Origin of the sequence: Amycolatopsis sp. WAC 01375 (genome assembly GCF_003947325.1) — a bacterium.
GTDB lineage: Bacteria > Actinomycetota > Actinomycetes > Mycobacteriales > Pseudonocardiaceae > Amycolatopsis.
Genome location: NZ_QHHW01000018.1, coordinates 90,362 through 110,216 on the forward strand (window position 1 = coordinate 90,362; position 19,855 = coordinate 110,216).

The 19,855-nt window shown below is 68.7% G+C and carries 20 protein-coding genes and 1 pseudogene; 10 read left to right on the top strand and 11 right to left on the bottom strand.

Annotated features, from left to right (window positions below; translation table 11 throughout):
- Nucleotides 1-7 precede the first annotated feature (7 nt).
- From DL991_RS08820 to DL991_RS08830, 3 genes are all read right to left on the bottom strand, one after another.
- A complete protein-coding gene (locus tag DL991_RS08820; RefSeq protein ID WP_125782831.1) occupies nt 8-463 on the bottom strand; it encodes an ester cyclase in 456 nt (151 codons plus the stop codon).
- Nucleotides 460-1,356: a hypothetical protein gene (locus tag DL991_RS08825; RefSeq protein WP_125782833.1), complete on the bottom strand. Its 897-nt coding sequence runs from the start codon at nt 1,354-1,356 to the stop codon at nt 460-462. The genes DL991_RS08820 and DL991_RS08825 overlap by 4 nt, the downstream gene beginning before the upstream one ends.
- A gap of 92 nt (nt 1,357-1,448) precedes the next feature.
- Nucleotides 1,449-2,459 carry a hypothetical protein gene (locus tag DL991_RS08830; protein WP_125782835.1) on the bottom strand — a complete coding sequence of 337 codons (1,011 nt, stop codon included), beginning with the start codon at nt 2,457-2,459 and terminating at the stop codon, nt 1,449-1,451.
- Nucleotides 2,460-2,651: 192 nt separating this feature from the next.
- Here DL991_RS08830 and DL991_RS08835 point away from each other — a divergent pair, with 192 nt between their 5' ends.
- The 5 genes from DL991_RS08835 to DL991_RS08855 all read left to right on the top strand — a co-directional run bounded on the left by DL991_RS08835 (nt 2,652) and on the right by DL991_RS08855 (nt 6,557).
- Nucleotides 2,652-4,052: a fatty acid desaturase gene (locus DL991_RS08835; protein WP_125782837.1), complete on the top strand. Its 1,401-nt coding sequence runs from the start codon at nt 2,652-2,654 to the stop codon at nt 4,050-4,052.
- Complete coding sequence (locus tag DL991_RS08840) at nt 4,049-4,243, top strand: ferredoxin (protein WP_125782839.1); 195 nt, start codon at nt 4,049-4,051, stop codon at nt 4,241-4,243. Before DL991_RS08835 ends, DL991_RS08840 begins: the two co-directional genes overlap by 4 nt.
- A gap of 2 nt (nt 4,244-4,245) precedes the next feature.
- Nucleotides 4,246-5,454: an NAD(P)/FAD-dependent oxidoreductase gene (locus tag DL991_RS08845; protein ID WP_125782841.1), complete on the top strand. Its 1,209-nt coding sequence runs from the start codon at nt 4,246-4,248 to the stop codon at nt 5,452-5,454.
- A gap of 1 nt (nt 5,455) precedes the next feature.
- Nucleotides 5,456-6,091, top strand: coding sequence for a TetR family transcriptional regulator (locus tag DL991_RS08850; protein WP_125782843.1), 636 nt, complete (start codon nt 5,456-5,458; stop codon nt 6,089-6,091).
- 163 nt (nt 6,092-6,254) lie between these two features.
- Nucleotides 6,255-6,557, top strand: coding sequence for a DUF1905 domain-containing protein (locus DL991_RS08855; RefSeq protein ID WP_125782845.1), 303 nt, complete (start codon nt 6,255-6,257; stop codon nt 6,555-6,557).
- 3 nt (nt 6,558-6,560) lie between these two features.
- Here the strand turns inward: DL991_RS08855 and DL991_RS43235 are convergent, their stop codons facing one another.
- Genes DL991_RS43235 through DL991_RS08885 form a run of 6 tightly spaced genes read right to left on the bottom strand, consistent with a single transcriptional unit; the run spans nt 6,561 to nt 11,313 of the window.
- A complete protein-coding gene (locus tag DL991_RS43235; protein ID WP_370305954.1) occupies nt 6,561-6,839 on the bottom strand; it encodes an ArsR/SmtB family transcription factor in 279 nt (92 codons plus the stop codon).
- A 14-nt stretch (nt 6,840-6,853) separates the two neighbouring features.
- Nucleotides 6,854-8,044, bottom strand: coding sequence for a cytochrome P450 (locus tag DL991_RS08865; protein WP_125782846.1), 1,191 nt, complete (start codon nt 8,042-8,044; stop codon nt 6,854-6,856).
- Nucleotides 8,041-9,210, bottom strand: coding sequence for an NAD(P)/FAD-dependent oxidoreductase (locus tag DL991_RS08870; protein ID WP_233598737.1), 1,170 nt, complete (start codon nt 9,208-9,210; stop codon nt 8,041-8,043). The genes DL991_RS08865 and DL991_RS08870 overlap by 4 nt, the downstream gene beginning before the upstream one ends.
- On the bottom strand, nt 9,207-9,401 hold the full coding sequence (locus DL991_RS08875; RefSeq protein ID WP_125782848.1) for a ferredoxin: 195 nt from the start codon (nt 9,399-9,401) through the stop codon (nt 9,207-9,209). Before DL991_RS08875 ends, DL991_RS08870 begins: the two co-directional genes overlap by 4 nt.
- Nucleotides 9,398-10,072, bottom strand: a complete 675-nt coding sequence (locus DL991_RS08880; protein WP_125782850.1) for a TetR/AcrR family transcriptional regulator — start codon at nt 10,070-10,072, stop codon at nt 9,398-9,400. Before DL991_RS08880 ends, DL991_RS08875 begins: the two co-directional genes overlap by 4 nt.
- 5 nt (nt 10,073-10,077) lie before the next feature.
- Nucleotides 10,078-11,313, bottom strand: a complete 1,236-nt coding sequence (locus DL991_RS08885; protein ID WP_233598738.1) for a cytochrome P450 — start codon at nt 11,311-11,313, stop codon at nt 10,078-10,080.
- Between the two features lie 118 nt (nt 11,314-11,431).
- On the opposite strand from DL991_RS08885, the pseudogene DL991_RS08890 reads away from it, so the two are divergent.
- A pseudogene (locus tag DL991_RS08890) lies at nt 11,432-12,883 on the top strand (MFS transporter); the annotation flags it as partial.
- Here DL991_RS08890 and DL991_RS08895 read toward each other — a convergent pair.
- Nucleotides 12,795-14,825 (bottom strand): efflux RND transporter permease subunit, encoded by a 2,031-nt coding sequence (locus tag DL991_RS08895; RefSeq protein ID WP_199746795.1) that lies wholly within the window; start codon nt 14,823-14,825, stop codon nt 12,795-12,797. The pseudogene DL991_RS08890 and the gene DL991_RS08895 overlap by 89 nt on opposite strands.
- Nucleotides 14,826-14,931: 106 nt before the next feature.
- Here DL991_RS08895 and DL991_RS08900 point away from each other — a divergent pair, with 106 nt between their 5' ends.
- Entirely contained in the window at nt 14,932-15,414 is a 483-nt protein-coding gene (locus DL991_RS08900) for a MarR family winged helix-turn-helix transcriptional regulator (RefSeq protein ID WP_125782853.1), read from the top strand.
- An 11-nt stretch (nt 15,415-15,425) separates the two neighbouring features.
- Nucleotides 15,426-16,892, top strand: a complete 1,467-nt coding sequence (locus DL991_RS08905; RefSeq protein WP_125783097.1) for an SDR family oxidoreductase — start codon at nt 15,426-15,428, stop codon at nt 16,890-16,892.
- A 38-nt stretch (nt 16,893-16,930) separates the two neighbouring features.
- Here DL991_RS08905 and DL991_RS08910 read toward each other — a convergent pair whose 3' ends face one another.
- Complete coding sequence (locus tag DL991_RS08910; protein ID WP_125783099.1) at nt 16,931-17,956, bottom strand: LacI family DNA-binding transcriptional regulator; 1,026 nt, start codon at nt 17,954-17,956, stop codon at nt 16,931-16,933.
- 89 nt (nt 17,957-18,045) lie between these two features.
- On the opposite strand from DL991_RS08910, the gene DL991_RS08915 reads away from it, so the two are divergent.
- Nucleotides 18,046-18,975, top strand: a complete 930-nt coding sequence (locus tag DL991_RS08915) for a carbohydrate ABC transporter permease (protein ID WP_199746794.1) — start codon at nt 18,046-18,048, stop codon at nt 18,973-18,975.
- On the top strand, nt 18,975-19,838 hold the full coding sequence (locus DL991_RS08920; protein WP_125782855.1) for a carbohydrate ABC transporter permease: 864 nt from the start codon (nt 18,975-18,977) through the stop codon (nt 19,836-19,838). The genes DL991_RS08915 and DL991_RS08920 overlap by 1 nt, the downstream gene beginning before the upstream one ends.
- Nucleotides 19,839-19,855: the final 17 nt, after the last annotated feature.

Sequence of the window (19,855 nt, forward strand, 5' to 3'; positions counted from 1 at the left end):
ACCTGGTTCAGACTTCGCCCGACGCCAGCAGGGTCAGCAGTTCGGCGTGCCCGGCCTGGGTGATCAGGCTGGCGGCGTCGAAGTAGATGCGCTCGTTGGTGATCCGGTCCTCGTCGAAGAAGAACACCGCGATGATCGGCACCCGGAACGCCTTGCCGGTGGGCGGACGGCCGTAGAACTCGCCGAGGTTGGTGCCGAGCAGGTCGAACTCGACGATGACCGACTCGTCGGCGAAGTGGTACCGGACGTTGTCGTGCCGCTGGTCCGGGAAGGCCGTCCGGGTCATGCGGTAGTACGCCATGACCTCTTCGTCGCCGTCGAAGATCTGCCCCGTCGCCATGATCTCGTAGTGCGGATGGCCGTCGAAGGTGCCCAGTGTGCGCTCGAACTCGTGGGCCACCTCGGTGTCCATATGCTCTTCGATGATCTTGTGGCGGCGTTCACGCAGGTCTTCGCTGATCACTGGTCCTCCGGGTCGTTCCTGGTCGAGATCCGGAGCCTACCGCCCGCGGCCTCGTCGTCGGTTCCGTAGAGCAGGCTGCCGCACGAGCGCGAAAGGCAGGTCATGGCCTCGATCTTGTGCCCGGGGAAGTCGCCGATCTTCGCCGGGACGGGGGAGAGGGCGATCGAGCCGTCGGAGCGGAGGACGCCCGCGTCGTACACGGCCGAGTCGAACGGGCCCTCGTCTCCGGGATCGGAGGCGGCCGAGACCAGGACGCGGTCGTCCGCGGTGATCTCGACGTCCGAGGTGTGCCGGACGTCGGCGACCGGGTACGGGACCCGGAACGGGATCGACTTCGGCTTCTTGAAAGACAGCTTCGAGACGGAGAACTCCGCGGAGTAGAGCGTGGCGGGCCGGGCATCCTGACCGCGGTCCGCCCAGATCGCGAACAATCGGTCATTCACCTTTTTCAGCGCGAAACCCTCGTAATTGTCGTCCGGGTCTCCTTCGGGGGCCTGGAAAGCGCCGAGCACTTTCAGTCGCCGGTCTTTCAGCTTGATGTGGAAACCTTTTCCGTCGCTGGCGAGCGCAATGAATTCGCCTGCTTTTCCCGGCACGCCTTCCGTCGCTTCCAGATCGACCGGGAGTTCGCCGGGCCAGTCGATCGAGTACACTTTGGACACTTTGCCGTGCTCGAGCCGAACCTGAACGGCCCGATTCTCGCCGGATTTCTTGTTGTCCCGCAGGACGAGCGCGTCGACCCGGTCGCCGTCGCGGGCGAGGACGGCGACGCCGCTGGCGCCGGAGGTCATCCCGGTGCCGATGGATTCCCAGCCGTCGCCCGCGAGTGCGGCGGACGGCAGGAGCAGGGGGATGGCCAACGCCGGAAGAATCGCCAGGGAGATGAATTTCATGCCGACAAACTAGTTCAGGAACGGGCCGGGAGAAAGGCCGGAATCGATGCACTCCATTCCGACGCGGATCCGCGCCGGAATGGAGTGGTTGCTCAGCCGCAGGAGAGGGTGCCGGCGCGGAGCGCGTGGCCGCCTTCGTTACCGTCGTCCGCCCAGACCACCTGCTTGCTCCCCGACGCGCAGGCGGCCGCGATGGCGAAGCCTTCGTTGTTGTAGTCCGGCATCCCGCTCGGACGGTCGTACGTGGCGGTCACGGCGAACTTGCCCTGCGCGCCGACGGCGAGCGTCGTCGAGGCACCGCCGCAATTGTTGTCGCAGACCGCCCACAACTTGCCGGTCGAAGCCTCGTACTCGAGCTCCATGATGGAGTCGAGCCCGCTCGCGAAGCTCGCGACGCGGGTGTACTTGCCGCCCGCCTGGTCGAGCGCGTAGGCGTAGATCATCCCGTTGCTCTCCAGGCCGACGAGGTAGAGGCCGGTGCCATGACCGGGGTAGCTGTCCGGGTTGTACGGCGCCTTCGTGCGCTCGTCCACGAACCCCTTCGCGGTGAGGGCGCTGTCCGGGACCCACGAGACGGCTTCGAGGCCGTCGTTGGCCGAAACCTTCGGCAGATCCGCGGTCAGATCCCATTCGGCCTTGGCGGTGAGGGTCTTGGCCGAGCCGGAGACGTCGTACCGGAGCACCTTGAGCGCGCTCGTCTTGCTGTTGTCGCCGTCCCGTTCGGTGGCCGCGACCACGCCGTCCGGGGTGGCCACGACCGCTTCGGCGTCCGGATCTCCCTTGCCGCCGCGGTAACGCAGTGCCTTGCCCGACGACCAGCCGTTGGCGGTGTCGGGCTGCCACTTCGTGCCGTTGCGCACGAGGCGGTACAGCGTGCCGGGCCCGTTCTTCACCGCCCAGAGGACGTCGGGTCCGCCGAAGGACAGGCCGCTCATGTTGCCGCCGAGGACGTTCGAGCCGTCGGCGTTCGCGACTGCGGAAGCGCCCGGCCAGGGGCTGCTCGCCGCGGGGCTCGCGGTGGCGGTCGTGGCGGGCAGCGCCAGCAGGGCCGCGGCGACGGCGGTCACGGCGGCGGGTCGGATCCGACGAGATGATCGGGGCATTCGCGCTCCTTCGGGGCGGACGAAGTGGGTCGCGGCGTGTTTTCACAAGTTAAGTAAGTTTCCTTACGAACACAAGATATCGCCAAGTTCTCACCAAATGAAGCAACGGTGGATTTACAAAAGGTGGCCACTTGTCAAACCGGGTGTACATCACCTAAGGTTTTGTAAACCCAGCCAACGGAGGAGGGTGCGATGAGCGAGATGACGGGCACGATCCCGGCGGGCTCGACCGAACGGTGGACCGACCGCAAGCGATACCTGTGGCTGATCGGCCTGGTCGTCCCCTCGCTCGCGTTCCTGGCCATCGGTCTGCACGCGGCCACCGGCTGGGGTGTGTGGTTCTGGATCGGGCCGATCGTGATCCTGGTGATCGTGCCGCTGATCGACCTGCTGGCCGGGCTGGACCGCGGTAATCCGCCTGATGACGTGATCGAACGGTTGGAGCGGGACCGCTATTACCGGTGGATCACCTTCGCGTTCCTGCCGATCCAGTACGCGGGTTTCGTGGTCGCGTTCTGGCTGATCGCCCGCGGTGACCTGTCCGTCGCGGACAAGATCGGCCTGGCGATCTCGATCGGCTGCATCGGTGGCATCGGCATCAACACCGCGCACGAACTGGGGCACAAGAAGGAAAGCCACGAACGCTGGCTGTCGAAGATCGCGCTGGCGCAGAGCTTCTACGGCCACTTCTACATCGAGCACAACCGCGGCCACCACGTCCGGGTGGCGACCCCGGAGGATCCGGCCAGCAGCCGCGTGGGGGAGAGCTTCTACCGGTTCTGGCCGCGCACGGTGTTCGGCTCGCTGAAATCGGCGTGGGGCCTTGAGCGCAAGCGGTACGCCCGGCGCGACCGGCATCCGTTCCGGATCGGCAACGACGTGCTCAACGCCTGGCTGATGTCGGCCGTGCTGTGGGCGGCGATGACCGTGTGGCTGGGCCCGGGAATCCTGCCGTACCTGGTGATCCAGGCCGTGATCGGCTTCTCGCTTCTGGAGGTCGTGAACTACATGGAGCACTACGGCATGCGGCGGCAGAAGGTCGGCCCGCCGAACCGGCGACGCTACGAACGGGTGGATCCCAGCCACAGCTGGAATTCCAACAACATCGCCACGAACGTCCTGCTCTACCACCTGCAGCGGCACAGCGACCACCACGCCAACCCGACCCGCCGCTACCAGACACTGCGCGATTTCGCGGAATCGCCGGTCTTGCCGACGGGCTACGCCGGGATGATCGTGCTGGCACTGGTCCCGCCGGTGTGGCGGCGCGTGATGGATCCGCGCGTGCTCGCGCATTTCGACGGCGACATCGCCCGCGCCAACATCCAGCCGTCGAAACGGGCCAAGATCCTGGCGCGCCACGGAACGCGCGTCACCGCGCCGTCCCGGGTCGTCACCGACACGCACGGCGACGCGACCGAAGGCGGGATGTGCCCCGGCTGCGGTTACGTCTACGACGAGAAACTCGGCGACCCGCGTGAGGGGTTCCCCGCCGGAACGCCGTGGTCGGGGATCCCCGATTCGTGGTGCTGCCCGGACTGCGGCGTGCGGGAGAAGGTCGATTTCGTGGCACCGGGAAGGGTCGGAGCATGATGAAGATCGAGGCGGACCGCGCGAAATGCGACGGGCTGGGCATGTGCGAGGCGATGGCGCCCGACTTCTTCGAGGTCGGCGACGACGGCACGGTCGTCGTGCTCGACGAACGGCCCGGTGAGGAATACCGGCAGGACCTGTCGGCCGCCGTCGACGCCTGCCCTGTCCTCGCCCTGAAACTGCGGGACTGATCATGGCGCTGGTCGTCGTGGGAGCCTCGCTGGCCGGACTGCGCGCGGTGGAGGCCGCGCGCCGGGACGGGTACCGCGGGCGGATCGTGCTGATCGGCGCGGAGGACCACCCGCCGTACGACCGGCTCCCGCTGTCGAAAGCGTTCCTCGACGCGGAAGGCCCCGGGCGGATCGAGCCGTTCCACGGTGAGGTTGCGCTGCGCGACGAATTCGGCGTCGAACTGATGCTCGGCGCCCCCGCGGACGGGCTCGACACCACCACTCGCGAGGTGTCGGTGGCGGGGACCACGGTTCCCTACGACGCGCTGGTGATCGCGACCGGCGCCACCGCGCGGCGGCTGCCCGGAAGCGAGGGAATCACCGGGGTCCACACGCTGAGGACCGCCGAGGACGCCCTGGCCGTCCGCGCCGCGCTCGACCGCGGGGCGCGCACGGTCGTGATCGGGGCCGGTTTCATCGGTTCGGAAGTCGCCGCCGCGGCCAGGAAACGCGGGCTGCCCGCGACGATCGTCGAAGCGCTCGATGTCCCGCTCACCCGGTCCGTCGGGGCAGAGGCGGGCGCCGTCTGCGCTTCGCTCCACCGAGAGGCGGGTACGGAACTGCGGCTGTCCACGACGGTCACCGGCCTGGAATCCGACGGCGGCGTGGTGACCGGCGTCCGGCTCGCGACCGGCGAGGTGCTGCCCGCGGACCTGGTGGTCGCCGGCATCGGCGTCGTCCCGGCCACCGGCTGGCTCGCCGGGAGTGGCGTCCCGCTGCACGAGCGCGACGGCGGCGTGGTGTGCGATGCCACGCTCGCGACCGGCGCCCCCGGCGTGTACGCCGCCGGGGACGTCGCACACGCCTCGAATCCGTTGTTCGACGGCGAACTGATGCGGCTGGAACACTGGACGAACGCCGCGGAGCAGGGAGCCGCGGCCGCTCGTCACGCGCTCGCCCCGGAGTCGGCCCGTGCGCTGGCGCCGGTGCCGTACTTCTGGTCGGACTGGTACGACCACCGGATCCAATTCGTCGGCACGCCACGTGCGGACGAGGTGGTGACCGCCGTTCCGGCTTCCGGCGGGTTCACCGCGCTGTACCGGCGCGGGGACCGGATCGTCGGCGCGCTGACGATCGACCGGCCGCGCGAGATCATGAAGTACCGGCGCCACATCGCCGGGCGGGCCCCGTGGCCGGAGGCGCTGGCGTTCGCCGCGGAATCGGCGGCCTAGAATGACGATCATGAGCGAGGCGCCCTCAGTCGCGGTCACGGGTGGCCCGTACCGTCAGCCGATCGTCGAGTCGGCGATCGAGCTGACCGTGCGTTCCGGCTGGTCCTCGGTGACGATGAGCAAACTCGCGGAGGTCGTCGGCGTGAGCCGTCAGACCGTCTACAACGAACTCGGCTCGAAGTCCCAGCTGGCCGAAGCGATGATCTCGCACGAACTCGCGCGGTTCCTCACGGTCGTCCGGGACGCCTTCGAACGGCACCCCGACGACCTCGTCGAGGCGATCCACGACGCCGTCCGCGGCGTCCTCGAACTCGCGGACGACAACCTCCTGCTGCGAGCCATCGTCTCGGCAACGCACGGCGCCGACACCGAGTTGCTGCCGCTGCTGACGTCGCGGGCCGGAAGCCTCCTCGGCGAAGCGACGGTCATGCTGCGCGGCCGTGTTCGCGCCTACGGTCCGCCGCTGGATGCGGAGCAGCTGGATGTGGCGATCGACGTCGTGGTCCGGACCGTGCTGAGCCACATCATGCAGCCGTCGGACACTCCGGCACGTACGGCCGACGCGCTGGCTTGGATGGCGTCGCGCGTGCTCGGCGCTACGACGACCCGGTCGCTGCGGCATCCTTCGCAGGGCTAGACCGCGGTTTCCGCTGGGCTCGAACGGGCGTTGCCGATGCGCTGACCTGAACGCGACGATGGAGGATTCGGGACGTTGAGTGTCCCGAATCCTCCCCACTCGACCTACGCGACCACCTCATGACCGCGCGGAAACTGTCGGTCCCATATGCGAAGCTCCACCGATGATCGTCGTATTCGATGCCGAACTCTGGGTCTGGGACGCCCGCCGCGAGGAGACCTGGACCTTCGTGAGCCTGCCCGAGGACATCTCCGAGGAGATCCGCGAGATCACCGACGGCCCCCGCCGCGGGTTCGGGGCGGTCCGGGTCCAGGTCGGTATCGGCGGCAGCAAATGGAAGACGTCGATCTTCCCGGACGCCAAGCGTGGCGCCTACGTGCTGCCGGTCAAGAAGGCGGTCCGCAAGGCCGAAGGGATCGAGGAGGGAGATGTAGCGAAGGTGACTGTCGAGCTGATCGACCTCTGATCGTCAAAGTAGCCGTTCACCGAGTGGGGTCGTCAGGTAGAGGACGCTGCGGCCGGACCGTTCGCGCGCGACCAGTCCGCTATCCCGCAGGACCTTGAGGTGCTGGGAAACGGCGCTCGGCGTCACGCCAAGAGCACACGCCAGGTCGGTCGTGGTCGCGGGGGAGGACAGCGCCGAAAGGAGACCGGCCCGCGTCCGCCCCAGCAGCCGTACTGCGCTGGACCCGGCCGAACGGGCTCCGGCAGCCCACAGGGCGCCGGTTCCCCACGCCGGATAGCGGATCGTGGTCGCTCAGGTCACCAGGCCACGGGCAGTTCGTACACCCCGTAAACCGAGCCGTCGTGCTTGAACTTGACCTCCGGCAGGCCGGTGGTGAGCCGCAGGGTGGGAACGCGCCGGTACAGCGTGCTGTAGACGACCTGCAGTTCCATGCGCGCCAGCGGCTGGCCGAGACACTGGTGCACGCCGAAGCCGAAGGCCACGTGACGGCGCGAGTCGCGGCGGAGGTCCAGCCGGTCCGGCTCGGGGAAGACGTCGGGATCGCGGTTGCCGATGTCGTTGGCCAGGATGATGCCTTCACCCGCCCGGATGACCTGACGGGCGATCTCGATGTCCTCGAGCGCGACCCGACGACGTCCGTTGTGTGTGATGTGCAGGTAGCGCAACAGTTCCTCGACGGCGGAGGCGACCAGCTTCGGGTCATCCGTCTCGCGGAGCAGGGCTAGCTGGTCCGGGTGTTCGAGCAGCGCCAGCGTACCCAGCGCGATCATGTTGGCGGTGGTCTCGTGCCCGGCGATCAGCATGAGGACGCCCATCTCGGCCGCCTCCTGCCGGGTCAGCTCACCCGCGTGGATCCGCTCGGTGAGACCGGACAGCAGGTCTTCGCCGGGTTTCTCGAGTTTCTCGCCGATCAGCTTGTCGAGGTACTCGCCCAGCGCGACGCCCGCGGTGGCCTTGGCCTCCGGGGTGGTCTCGCGGTTGATCAGGACGTTGCTGTTGTCCTGGAAGAAATCGTGATCGCCGTAAGGGACACCCAGCAGCCGGCAGATCACCAGCGAAGGCACCGGAAGCGCGAACGCCGTGACGAGATCGGCGGGGTTCGGCCCGGCGAGCATCTCGTCGATCAGGTCGTCCACGATCTTCTGCACGCCGGGCCGCATGGCCTCGACCCGCTTGATGGTGAACGGCGCGGTCACCATCCGGCGTAGACGGGCGTGTTCGGGATCGTCCATCAGGATGAAACTGATGGATCCGCCTCGCAGCGGCGTCGGGCTCGGATAGCCGGGCCGGGTGATATCGGCGCTGACGCGGGGATCCGAGAGCAGTTTCCGCTGGTCGGCGTAGCGGGTCGCGAGCCATGGCGTGCTGTCGTCCCAGAGCCGGACCCGGGCCAGCGGCGTCTCCTCTTGCAGCGACCGGATGGCGGGTGGCGGGTCGAACGGGCACCCCGCCGCTCGGGCGGCGGGGAACGACGGTGTGGTGGTCAAGGCTTTCCTCCAACGAGAACCCCGGTGAGTTCCGGGCGGCGCGACCGGGCTTGTTTGGGCATGTTCCAGCCCAGGACACCGGTCACCACGCCATTGCGCCGGTACTGCGCGACGAAGCGACTGCCTGCCACAGAGCCCTCCACAATGGACATCTCGGCGTCCGCGAACAGGGTTCCGTGCACGTGGATCTTGGTGTCGAACTGGTCGGTCCAGAAGTAGGGGACCGGGGTGTAGGGCCGGTCTTCGCCTAGCAAGACCGCGGCGACGTGGCCCGCCTGCTCGGTGGCGTTGGTCCGGTTCTCCAGCCGCATGGCCACATCGAGTGTTTCGTGATACCAGCGGGCCACATCGCCCACGGCGTAGACGCCCTCCGCCGCGCGGCATCGGGAGTCGCAGACGACGCCGTTCGCCAGCGCCAGTCCGCTGTCTTCGAGCCACTCCGTGGCCGGTGCGGCGCCGAACGCGACCACGACGACGTCCGCGGGGAGTACCTCGCCGGTTTCCAGCCGCACGCCGGTGACCCGCCCGTCGCGTGAATCCAGACCGGTGACCGCCGCGCCGAGCCGCAGGGCCACGCCGCGGGAGGTGTGCAGATCCGCCAGCAGTTCCGAGACGACCGGGCCGAACTGGGCGGCCAGCGGTGCCGGTTGCGGACCCGCCAGGGTGACGGGGACGCCCATGACGGCGGCGCTCGCCGCGATCTCGGTACCGAGGACGCCGTCGCCGACGACCACCGCACGCGAGGAGGAGAGCAGAGCCGTCCGGATGGCCAGCGCGTCTTCGACGGTGCGGAGAACGTGAACGCCGTCGAGACCGTCCTGGCCGGGGAGTGTGCGCGGCCGCAGGCCCGTGGCTATGACGACGTCGTCCGCGGTCAGGGTCCGGCCCGAGGCCGTGCGGACGGTCCGTTGCCGGACGTCCAGCGAGACCGCCGCGTCCCCGAGCAGGAACTCGGCGTCCAATGTGGACAGGCGTTCGGGCGGCCGCAGCCGGGTCCGCGAAGGCTCCCAGAGCCCGGAAAGGACCTGTTTGGACAAGGGCGGCCGGTCGTAGGGAAGGTGCGGCTCGGCGCCCGATACCGTGATGCGATCCGCGTAACCCTTGCGGCGCAGGGCTTCCACCGTGCCGAGGCCGGCGGCGGAGGCGCCGACCACGAGCAGGGTCACTCGATCACCGTGATGGCGGCGCCTGGACAGACGTCGGCGGCCTCGCGGACGATGTCGTGCGAGGCGGTGCCGGGGGAGTCCTCGAGGAGGACGACGATGCCGTCCTCCTCGCGCTGGTCGAAGACGTCGGGGGCGAGCAGTACGCAGGTTCCGGCGCCGCAGCATTTGTCCTGGTCGACGGTGATCTTCATGGTCCTTTTCCTTCGTCCGGGCCGGGAGTGACCGGTGCCAGCCAGATCCCGGCGAGTGCGTCGATGAGCCCGGTCGCGGCGTCGTGCCAGGTGGACCGGGGAGTGGGGGTGCCCTCGGCGAGGGCGCGTTCGCGTTCGGCGACCATGTGGACCAGCAGCTGGCGGGCCATGTCGCCGCGCTCGGCGCGGACCTCGGCCGGCAGTTCGGGCAGGCAGCGGTGGAGTCCTTCGACGATCCGAACCAGCGACGGCGAGGTCAGCGATTCCTCGACCATGATCGGGCGGAGCGAGGGATCGGTCATCACCTGCGCGCCGAAGCGCGCGAACCAGGTGGGACTCCCGAGGGCGGCCAGGTGTTCGGCCACCGGGGTGACCAGGCAGCCGATCCAGTCGCGCAGGTCCGTGCTGTCCCCGACACCGGCGAGCATCCGGCGGCGGATCTCCTCGATCTGCCCCGAATGCCTCCGTGCGATCGCGCGCACCAGATCGGCCTTGGTGCCGAAGTGGTAGCCGACCGCGGTGTTGTTGCCCTGTCCCGCCGCTTCGCTGACCTGGCGGTTGGACACCGCGAACACGCCGTGTTCGGCGAACAGCCGCTCCGCCGCGGTCAGGATCAGTTCCCGCGTCGCGTGCGCCCGTTCGGCGCGGGCCCCGGTGATCTCACTCGTCATGCGCATCACCATCGCACGGGCAGTTCCCGCAGTCCGCCGACGGCGAGCCCTTCGACCTTACGCAGCTCCGCCGCCGCGACGGCGAGTTCCAGCGTGGGCAGTTTGTCCAGCAGGACACCGAGGACGACCTGCAGTTCGGTACGGGCGAGTGGCTGTCCCAGGCACGCGTGCGCGCCGGCGCCGAACGCCAGATGCGGATTCGGGCTCCGGTCGAGCGTCATGTCGGCCGCGGCCTCGAACGCGCTCTCGTCGCGGTTCGCGGAAGCCATGCTGCACATCGCCGTGGTGCCCGACGACAGGATCGTCCCGCCGACCTCGAAATCCTCGGTGAGGTAACGCGACATGCCGATCCCCGCGTTGGCGTCCATGCGCAGGGATTCCTCGACGGCGGTGCGGATCAGCGACCGGTCCGCGAGCAGCGCTTCCCAGCGGCCGCGGTCTTCCAGCAGCATCGCCACCATCTTCGCGATCATGTTCGCGGTGGTCTCGTGCCCGGCGATGAGCAGGCCGATCCCGGTCGCGACGAGCAGCGCGTCGGACCAGCGCTCGCCGTCGGCGTCGGTGTCGGTGATGAGCGCGCTCAGGATGTCCTCGCCCGGTTCCGCGCGCTTGGCCGCGATGTGCCCGCCCATGTACCGGCCGAATTCCGCCTGCGCGACGTCGAACTCCGCCTGGGTGTAGCGGGTCATGCTGAGCATGACGTCGGACCAGTGGGCGAACCGTTCCCGGTCGCTGTCCGGGACGCCGAGCATGTCGCAGATGACCCACACCGGCAGCGGGAAGGCCACGCCCGCCTTGAGGTCCGCGGGTCCGCCCTTCGCGACCATCTCGTCGATCAGCTGGACGGCCATCGCCTCCATCCGCGGCCGCAGCGCGTTCATCCGCTTGGCGGTGAACCACTTTCCGAGCATCCGGCGCCACTTCAGATGCGCTTCGCCGTGCTGAGGGATCACGCCCGCCATCTCGCTGTTGAAGACGCCGCCCGATTCGGTGTCCGCGACCCGCGCCGCGTTGTCCGCAGGGGTCGGCCTGGTGAACCGTGAGTCGGACAGGACGCGTTTGACGTCCGCGTAACGAGTGATCAACGCCGCCTCGTCGCCGCTGGCGAGAGCGACCTTGGCGACCGGGCACTTCGCGCGGAACTCGGCCCATTCGGCGGGCGGCGCCAGTGCCTCGTCGGTGGGGAACGGGAAGCTCGGCAGCCGATCCGGATCGCTCTGTGTCGTCAACGGCTCCGTCATCAAGGGCTCCTTCGGCGTGGTGGTCCGGTGATTCACACAGTGCCCGGGTTGTTGGCATAAGTCAATCAACTGACTTAAGTTGGAGTCGTTCACTCCCGCTCCCCTCCGGAGGCTTCGAATGACTCAGCCCGTGCCGCGTCCACAAGTGGTCGTGGTGGTGCTAGCGCTGGGCGGGATCGTGGTCTCGCTGATGCAGACCCTGGTCATCCCGCTGATCCCGAAGCTGCCGGAGCTCCTGGACGCTTCGCCCGCCGACGCGGCCTGGGTGATCACGGCGACGCTGCTCGCGAGCGCGGTCGCGACACCGATGGTCGGCAGGCTCGGCGACATGTACGGCAAACGGCGGATGCTGCTGCTCAGCCTCGGCATGCTGATCGCGGGTTCGGTGGTCGCCGGGCTGAGCGACACGTTGGTGCCGATGGTCGCCGGTCGGGTGCTGCAAGGTTTCGCGGCCGGGGTGATCCCGCTCGGGATCAGCATCATGCGTGACGAACTCCCGCCCGAAAGGCTCGCTTCGGCGACGGCGACGATGAGTGCCTCACTGGGCGTCGGCGGCGCCCTCGGCCTGCCCGCGGCCGCGTTGCTCGCCGAGAACGCCGACTGGCATCTTCTGTTCTGGACGGCGGCGGGACTCGGCGCCGTCGTGACCGCGCTCGTGCTGGCGTTCGTTCCCGAATCGAACGTGCGCACCGGCGGCAGGTTCGATTTCGTCGGCGCCGCAGGACTTTCGACGGCCTTGGTCTGCCTGCTGCTGGCGATCTCCAAAGGCGCGCAATGGGGCTGGGCGAGCGGGCGGACCCTGAGTCTGTTCGGGGCCGCCGCGCTCGTCCTGCTGCTGTGGGGCGGCTGGGAACTGCGGGCGGCCCGGCCGCTGGTGGACCTGCGGACGACCGTCCGGCGGCAGGTCCTGCTGACGAATCTGACGTCGATCGTGTTCGCGTTCGCCATGTTCGCGCAGTCGCTGGTGCTGCCGCAGATCCTGCAGCTGCCCGCGGCGACCGGCTACGGACTCGGGCAGACCATGCTCGTCACCGGTCTTGTGCTGGTGCCGTCCGGTGTGGTGATGATGCTGACCGCGCCGCTGTCCGCGCGGATCACGAAAGCCCGCGGCCCCAAGGTGACGCTGATGCTCGGCGCGCTCGTGGTCGCCGCCGGCTACGGCCTCGGCACCGTCCTGATGGCGAGCGAATGGCATCTGGTCCTGGTGTCCGCCACGATCGGCGCGGGGATCGGGCTCGCGTACGGCGCCATGCCGGCGCTCATCATGGGCGCAGTCCCGGTTTCGGAGACGGCGGCCGCGAACAGCCTCAACACCCTCATGCGTGCGATCGGCACGTCGGTCTCCAGTGCCGTCGCTGGCGTGATCCTCGCGCAGCTGACCGTCTCTTTCGGGCCGGTGCGGGTGCCGTCCCATGACGGATTCCGGCTGATCATGGGACTCGGCTCGGCGACCGCGCTCGTCGCGCTCGTGATCGCCGCTTTCATTCCCGGCCGGTCTTCGCCAGCTTCGACGGCCACCAGATCTTCCGTCCGACGTCCACCGACAGCGCCGGTACCAGCAGCGAGCGCACCAGAAGTGTATCGAGCAGAACGCCGAACGCGACGATGAAAGCCAGCTGCGCCAGGAAAAGGATCGGCAGGACGGCCAACGCGGCGAACGTCGCGGCGAGCACGACACCCGCGGAGGTGATCACGCCGCCGGTGACACGCAGGCCGCGCAGTGTCCCGTCCCGGGTGCCGATTCTGCCGGCCTCCTCGCGGACCCTGGTCATCAGGAAGATGTTGTAGTCGATCCCCAGCGCCACAAGGAAGACGAAGCCGAACAGCGGGACGACCGGGTCGGCGCCCGGGAAGTCGAAGACGTGGTTGAACACCAGCGCCGAGACGCCCATCGTCGCGGCGAACGACAGCACCACCGTGCCGATCAGCAGCAGCGGCGCGAGCAGCGACCGCAGCAGCAGGGCGAGTACGAGGAAGATCACGACCAGGACGATCGGGATGATCAGCAACCGGTCGTGCTCCGAGGTCTCCCTGGTGTCGAGCAGGGTCGCCGTCGGCCCGCCGACCTTGGTGCCGTCGACGGTGTGCACGGCTTCGCGGATCCGTTGGACCGCCGCGACGGCCGCGTCGGAGTCGGGCGGATCGGCCAATACCGCGTCGATCTTCGCGAGCCCGCCCGCTTCGCCGCTTTGACGGACGTCCGAGACGCCGGGGACACGCGCCAGCTCGGTCACCGTCTTGGCTTGTCCGGCAGGGGCGATGATCACGGTCGGAGAGCCTGAGCCGCCGGGGAAGTAGCGGGAAAGGACTTCCTGTCCCGCCACGGAATCGACCGGCGTGAGGAAGACGTCGGACTGCGCGGTGCCGGAAGCCTTGAGCTGCGGGAGGAACGCGCCGCCCGCGAGGAGGACGACGGTCGTGACGATCCAGATCGTGCGCGGCGCGCGGGAGATCCAGCCCGCGACGCGTCCCCAAAGTCCGCCGGTCTCTTCCTTCGGCGGGGCGACCGCCGGCCGGAAGGGCCAGAAGGCGTTGCGCCCGCACAAGGCCAGGACGGCGGGCAGGAACGTGATGGTCGTCAGGAAGGCCGCGCCGATGCCGATGGCGGCGACCGGCCCGAGTCCCTTGTTGGAGTTCAGGTCGCTGAACAGCAGGCAGAGGACGCCGAGGATCACGGTCCCGGCGGAGGCCGCGATCGGCTCGATGGTCGAGCGCCAGGCCGTGCGGAGCGCGGAGCGGGCGTCGTCGGACGTCCTGAGTTCCTCGCGATAGCGCGAGATCATCAGGAGCGCGTAGTCGGTGGCGGCGCCGAAGACGAGGATGAACAGGATGCCCTGACTCTGCCCGTTCAACGCCAGCACGTCGTGATCCGCGAGCAGGTACACCGCGAGGCTCGCCGTTCCCAGCGCGAACACCGCCGACAACAGGACGAGCAGGGGCAGCAGTGGGCTTCGGTAGACGATGATCAGGATGAGCGCGACCACCGCGCCCGCGACCAGGAGCAGCAGCCCGTCGATCCCGCCGAACGCCTCCTTGAGATCGGCGACCTGCGCGGCCGGACCGGTCACCAGCACTTTCAGCCCATCCGGTGTGTCACGGGCGAGCGCGTCACGCAGTGCCTCGACCCCGTCCCCGGGGTCGGTCGTGGCGTCGAGGAGCACGACGACCTGCGCGCCCGCGTTGCTCTCCGGAGCCGGGACGAGCCGTGCGTTCGACGTCCGGTCGGCGAGGAACCGCTTGTCGCCCTCGGTCAGGCCCGACGGCCGTTCGGCGACGACGATCGCCGGGATGACGGCGGCACTGGAGAACTGCTTCTGGAGTTCACCGACCTCGGTCGCTTCGGCCGAGGCGGGCAGGAAGCTGCTGCTGTCGTTCTCCGTGACCTGGCTCAGCTTGCCCGCATACGGGCCGCTGAATCCGCCGAAGATCAGCCAGGCCACCGCGACGAGGGCGGGGAGCAGCCAGCGCAGACGTGACCGCGTGCGGGCGGGGTGTTCGACTTCGGAGATCATGAGCGGATGGCTCCCGTGGCAGTACTACTTCGACGAGTGAATAGTTCGACCATCGAAATAGTAGAGTGGTCACCCGGACGGGGCAGCGTGAGGGGAGGTTTCGGGCATGACCAAGGGCGCTGAAGACACCGAGGAGGTCACGGACGCCCTGCTCGTCCTCCTGCTGCGGCAGCTGACCGTCGAATCGGACCGGTTCGCCGAGATGTTCGGCGAGGCGCACGGCCTGCACCGGACCGACCTCAACGCGCTCGCGGTGATCATGGACGCGGCCAGGATGGGGGACCCGATGAGCCCGAGCAGGCTCGCGGGCGCGCTGCATCTGAGCGCGTCGGCGACGACGTCGGTGCTGGATCGGCTGGAGCGGGCCGGGCACCTCTACCGGGACCGGAGCGCGACCGACCGCCGCAAGGTCGAGTTGCGGATGCACGACAAGGCGCGGGAAATCGGCGCCGAGTTCTTTCTGCCCCTCGGCGAGCGCTTCTCCGCCGCATGGCGCGACCTTGGGGACGATGAGCGGCGGACGGTCGCCCGGTTCCTCCGAAGCAGTATCGCCGCGACCGTGGAGGTGCGAGCACGCCTGGCACCGTGAACACTCGGGGAATGCGATGTGTGGTGCTCGGAGCGACGGGATATGTCGGCGGGCGGCTGGTGCCGCAACTGCTCGAAGCGGGTCACGAGGTCCGCGTGGTGGCTCGCTCGCCGGAGAAGGTCGCCGAAGAGCCCTGGCGTGACCGGGTCGAGGTCGAACGCGGCGACGTCACCGATCCGGCTTCGATCGAGACGGCGCTGGCCGACGGCGAGGTCGTCTACTACCTCGTGCATTCCCTGGCGCGAAAGGACTTCGTCGCGATCGACCGCGAGGCGGCGAAGACTGTCGCCGAGGCCGCGAAGAAGGCGGGCGCACGGCGGCTGGTGTATCTGGGCGGCATCGTGCCGGACGACGAGGAGTTGTCGCCGCATCTGGCTTCCCGCGCCGAAGTCGGCAGGGTCCTGCTGGACTCCGGGGTGCCCGCCGTCGTCCTGCAGGCCGCGGTGATCATCGGCTCGGGTTCGGCGAGTTTCGAGATGCTGCGCTACCTGACCGAACGCCTTCCCGCGATTATCACCCCGCGGTGGGTGCACAACCGCATCCAGCCGATCGCGATCCGTGACGTGCTGCACTACCTGGTGCACGCCGCAGACCAGCCACCGGAAGTGAACGGCGCGTTCGACATCGGCGGCCCAGACGTCCTGACCTATTTGGACATGATGCGCCGCTACGCCATCGTCGCGGGTCTGCCAAGGCGAGCCGTCGTGCCCGTTCCGGTGCTGACTCCGTGGCTTTCCGCGCAGTGGGTCAACCTGGTCACGCCCGTGCCGAAGTCGATCGCCGTACCGTTGATCGAGTCGCTGGTGCACGAAGTGGTCTGCCACGACCACGCCATCGCCGAGCACATCCCCGACCCGGAAGCGGGGCTGACCCACTACGAACACGCCGTCGAACTGGCGCTGACCCGGATCCGGAACGCCGACGTGCCGACCCGCTGGTCGGACGCGTCGACCGCGCCGTCGGACCCCCTGCCGAGTGATCCGGAGTGGGCGGGAGGCACGGTCTACGAGGACAAACGCGAGCAGCGGACGGACGCCTCGCCGGGAGCGCTGTGGGACGTCATCGAGTCGATCGGCGGGGAACACGGCTGGTACTCGTTCCCGCTGGCCTGGTCGGTCCGCGGCTGGGCGGACCGGCTCGTCGGCGGGGTCGGGTTGCGGCGCGGGAGGCGGGATCCACGACGGCTGCACCTCGGCGAAGCGCTGGACTGGTGGCGCGTCGAATACCTCGACCGGCCGCGCCTGTTGAGGCTGCGGGCGGAGATGAAGCTCCCGGGCCGCGCCTGGCTCGAACTCGGGGTCGAGTCCGATGAGGACGGTGGGACGATCTACCGGCAGCGGGCGGTGTTCGAGCCGCACGGGCTCGCCGGGCACGCGTATTGGAAGGGGATCGCGCCGTTCCACGGCGTGGTCTTCGGCGGCATGGTCCGCAATATCACCGGCGCCGCGCAGAAAGCCGCAGGTGTGCTCGAAAGCTGAAGGGGACTTTCCCCTCGTTACGCGCGGTGAAGCGCCCTTCAGTCCTTCCTCGACCGTGACCGCGGCGGCGCGGTGCTGGACCGGACGACGAGTTCCGTCGGCACGCTGATCGCACCCGCCGCGGCGCCGTCGGAGATCTCGGCGAGCAACGCGGCGACGGCCCGGTTACCGACCTCGTCGAACGACTGCCGGACGGTGGTGAGCGGCGGCCAGAAGTGGGCGGCCTCGTCCATGTCGTCGAAGCCGACCACGCTCACGTCATCAGGGACGGACCGGCCCTTTTCGTGCATCGCGCGCAGCAGGCCGAGCGCCATCTGGTCGTTCGCGACGAAGACGGCGGTGACCGCGGGATCGCCCGCCAGCCGGACGCCGTGTTCGTACCCGGACCGCGAAGACCAGTCACCGGTGAGCGGTGGCGGCACTTCCCGGCCCTCCGCCTCGAGCGTCTCCTGCCAAGACTTCCGGCGGCGTTCGGCCGCGTAGGACTCGGGCGGGCCGGCGACGTGCCACACGGTCTCGTGCCCGAGATCGAGCAGATGCCGGGTCGCGGCGATGGCGCCGGACGCCTGATCGAAGTCGACGACCGGATGGTCGCGCCTGCCGCCCGCGTCGATGACGACGACCGGAAGCCCGTGGGGCAGCTCGATCTCGCTCTGGTCCAGCTCGTGCTGCTCGATGAGGATGATGACGCCGTCGACGGCCTGTTCGTCGAGTCTGCTGAAGGCGCCCGACACCTCGCCTTGGGACGGTCTGGTCACCGGCATGAGGATGATCGAGAACCCTTCGCCCGCGGCCGCGGACGCGACCGCGTCGAGGGTGCGGCTGTTACCGAAGGTCGCGAGCGCCGAGATGATCACGCCGATACTGCGGAACCGGCCGTTGCGCAGTGCGCGGGCCGCGCTGTTGGGCCGGTAGCCCACCCGGCGCATCGCCGCGAGCACACGTTCTCGGGTCGCCTCGTCGACGTTCGTCCGACCGTTCGCGACCCGGGAGACGGTCTGGCCGGACACGCCGGCTTCCCTGGCGACGTCGGCCATCGACGGTCCGCGGCCGTTCCTGGACATGTTCACGTCAACACGATAGCCTCCGCCGGTCTGATGTTGACGTAAACATCTCGCGAGCCGCGCTTTCGCTCGGAGAATCCGGAGGGACGATGACGTCCACAGCGGTCGCGCCCGCACCGGCGCCGCCCCGCCGTGCGGGCACCACGCGACGAGTCCGTCGCAACTGGCGCGGCTGGCTTTTCGTCGCCCCGTTCATGCTGGTGTTCGCACTGACGTTCCTGGCGCCGATCGTGTACGCGTTCGTGCTGAGTCTCTTCCGCGACCAGGCTTTCTTCGGCGGGACGACGTTCGTCGGGGTGGACAACTACGCGCAGGTACTCGCCGATCCGAAGTTCTGGGACTCCTTCCAGCGGGTGCTGGTGTTCCTCGCCGTGCAGGTGCCGATCATGCTGGTGCTCGCGCTGATCGCGGCACTCGCCATCGACAGCGCCCGCCTGCACGCGTCCGGCTTCTTCCGGGTCGTGATCTTCCTGCCCTACGCAGTGCCCGCCGTGGTCGCCGCGCTGATGTGGGGCTTCATCTACGGCGACCACTTCGGACTGGCGGCCGACCTGAACCACCTGCTCGGCCGCGACGTGGTCAAACCGTTGTCGGACAACTGGATGCTCGCCTCTATCGGCAACGTCGTCACGTGGGAGTTCGTCGGCTACAACATGCTGATCTTCTACTCCGCGCTGAAGGTGATCCCGAAGGAACAGTTCGAGGCCGCGGCGATCGACGGCGCCGGCGCGTTCCGCACCATCCTGAGCGTGAAGCTGCCCGCGCTGCGCGGGGCGATCGTCATCGCCACGATCTTCTCGATCATCGGCAGTTTCCAGCTCTTCAACGAGCCGAACATCATGCGCACCTTGGCGCCCAACGTGATCGGCACCTTCTACACGCCGAACATGTACGCCTACAACCTTTCCTTCGGCGCGCAGCAGTACAACTACTCCGCCACCGTCGCGATCGTGATGGGCGTGATCACCGCGATCATCGCCTATGTCGTGCAGCTGCGCGGCTCCCGGAAGGGGATGTGATGGCCACGTTCTCGGTGACGCGGCCCCGGAAGTCACGCGTCCTCACCGCCGTCATGGCGTTGTACCTGATCTACACGCTCGTGCCGCTGGTGTGGCTGGTGATCAACGCGACCAAGACGCAGTCCGCCCTGTTCACCACCTCGGGACTGTCGTTCGGCGGACCGTTCGCGCTGTTCGAGAACATCGGCGAGACCTTCACCTACGACAACGGGATCTTCCTGCGCTGGCTGGGGAACACGCTGCTCTACGTAGTGGTCGGCGCCGGGGGAGCGACCATTCTTGCCACCGCCGCGGGATACGGCCTGGCCAAGTACCGTTTTCCCGGCCGCCGCGCGGTGTTCGCGGTCGTGCTCGGCGCGGTCGCCGTCCCGGGTACGGCGCTCGCGGTGCCGACCTTCCTGATGTTCAGCGAACTCGGCCTCACCAACACGCCGCTGGCGATCATCATTCCGTCGCTCATCAGCCCGTTCGGTCTCTACCTGATCTGGGTGTATGCCTCCGAAGCGATCCCGGACGAGCTGCTGGAGGCGGCGCGGATCGACGGCGCGGGGGAGATTAGGATCTTCCTCACCGTGACGCTGCGCCAGCTCGCGCCCGGGATCGTCACGGTGGCGCTGTTCACCGTGGTATCCACCTGGAACAACTACTTCCTGCCGTTGATCATGCTCAGCGAACCGAAGTGGTACCCGCTTACCGTCGGGCTCAACCAGTGGAGCGCGCAGGCCTCGGGCGCCGGCGCCCAGCCGGTGTACCACCTGGTGCTGACCGGCTCGCTGCTCACCATCGTCCCGCTCGTCATCGCCTTCCTGCTCATGCAGCGCTACTGGCAGTCCGGCCTGAGCGCGGGCAGCGTCAAGCAATGAACACCGTCCCGAAAGGA

Excerpts from the sequence above, each read along its gene's own strand:
- DL991_RS08830 (WP_125782835.1), bottom strand. The coding sequence starts at position 2,459 with ATGCCCCGATCATCTCGTCGGATCCGACCCGCCGCCGTGACCGCCGTC.
- DL991_RS08895 (WP_199746795.1), bottom strand. The coding sequence starts at position 14,825 with ATGATCTCCGAAGTCGAACACCCCGCCCGCACGCGGTCACGTCTGCGC.
- DL991_RS08875 (WP_125782848.1), bottom strand. The coding sequence starts at position 9,401 with ATGAAGATCACCGTCGACCAGGACAAATGCTGCGGCGCCGGAACCTGC.
- DL991_RS08885 (WP_233598738.1), bottom strand. The coding sequence starts at position 11,313 with ATGACGGAGCCGTTGACGACACAGAGCGATCCGGATCGGCTGCCGAGC.
- DL991_RS08845 (WP_125782841.1), top strand. The coding sequence starts at position 4,246 with ATGGCGCTGGTCGTCGTGGGAGCCTCGCTGGCCGGACTGCGCGCGGTG.
- DL991_RS08880 (WP_125782850.1), bottom strand. The coding sequence starts at position 10,072 with ATGACGAGTGAGATCACCGGGGCCCGCGCCGAACGGGCGCACGCGACG.
- DL991_RS08915 (WP_199746794.1), top strand. The coding sequence starts at position 18,046 with ATGACGTCCACAGCGGTCGCGCCCGCACCGGCGCCGCCCCGCCGTGCG.
- DL991_RS08910 (WP_125783099.1), bottom strand. The coding sequence starts at position 17,956 with ATGTCCAGGAACGGCCGCGGACCGTCGATGGCCGACGTCGCCAGGGAA.
- DL991_RS08900 (WP_125782853.1), top strand. The coding sequence starts at position 14,932 with ATGACCAAGGGCGCTGAAGACACCGAGGAGGTCACGGACGCCCTGCTC.
- DL991_RS08850 (WP_125782843.1), top strand. The coding sequence starts at position 5,456 with ATGACGATCATGAGCGAGGCGCCCTCAGTCGCGGTCACGGGTGGCCCG.
- DL991_RS08825 (WP_125782833.1), bottom strand. The coding sequence starts at position 1,356 with ATGAAATTCATCTCCCTGGCGATTCTTCCGGCGTTGGCCATCCCCCTG.
- DL991_RS08835 (WP_125782837.1), top strand. The coding sequence starts at position 2,652 with ATGAGCGAGATGACGGGCACGATCCCGGCGGGCTCGACCGAACGGTGG.
- DL991_RS08905 (WP_125783097.1), top strand. The coding sequence starts at position 15,426 with ATGCGATGTGTGGTGCTCGGAGCGACGGGATATGTCGGCGGGCGGCTG.
- DL991_RS08840 (WP_125782839.1), top strand. The coding sequence starts at position 4,049 with ATGATGAAGATCGAGGCGGACCGCGCGAAATGCGACGGGCTGGGCATG.
- DL991_RS08855 (WP_125782845.1), top strand. The coding sequence starts at position 6,255 with ATGATCGTCGTATTCGATGCCGAACTCTGGGTCTGGGACGCCCGCCGC.
- DL991_RS08920 (WP_125782855.1), top strand. The coding sequence starts at position 18,975 with ATGGCCACGTTCTCGGTGACGCGGCCCCGGAAGTCACGCGTCCTCACC.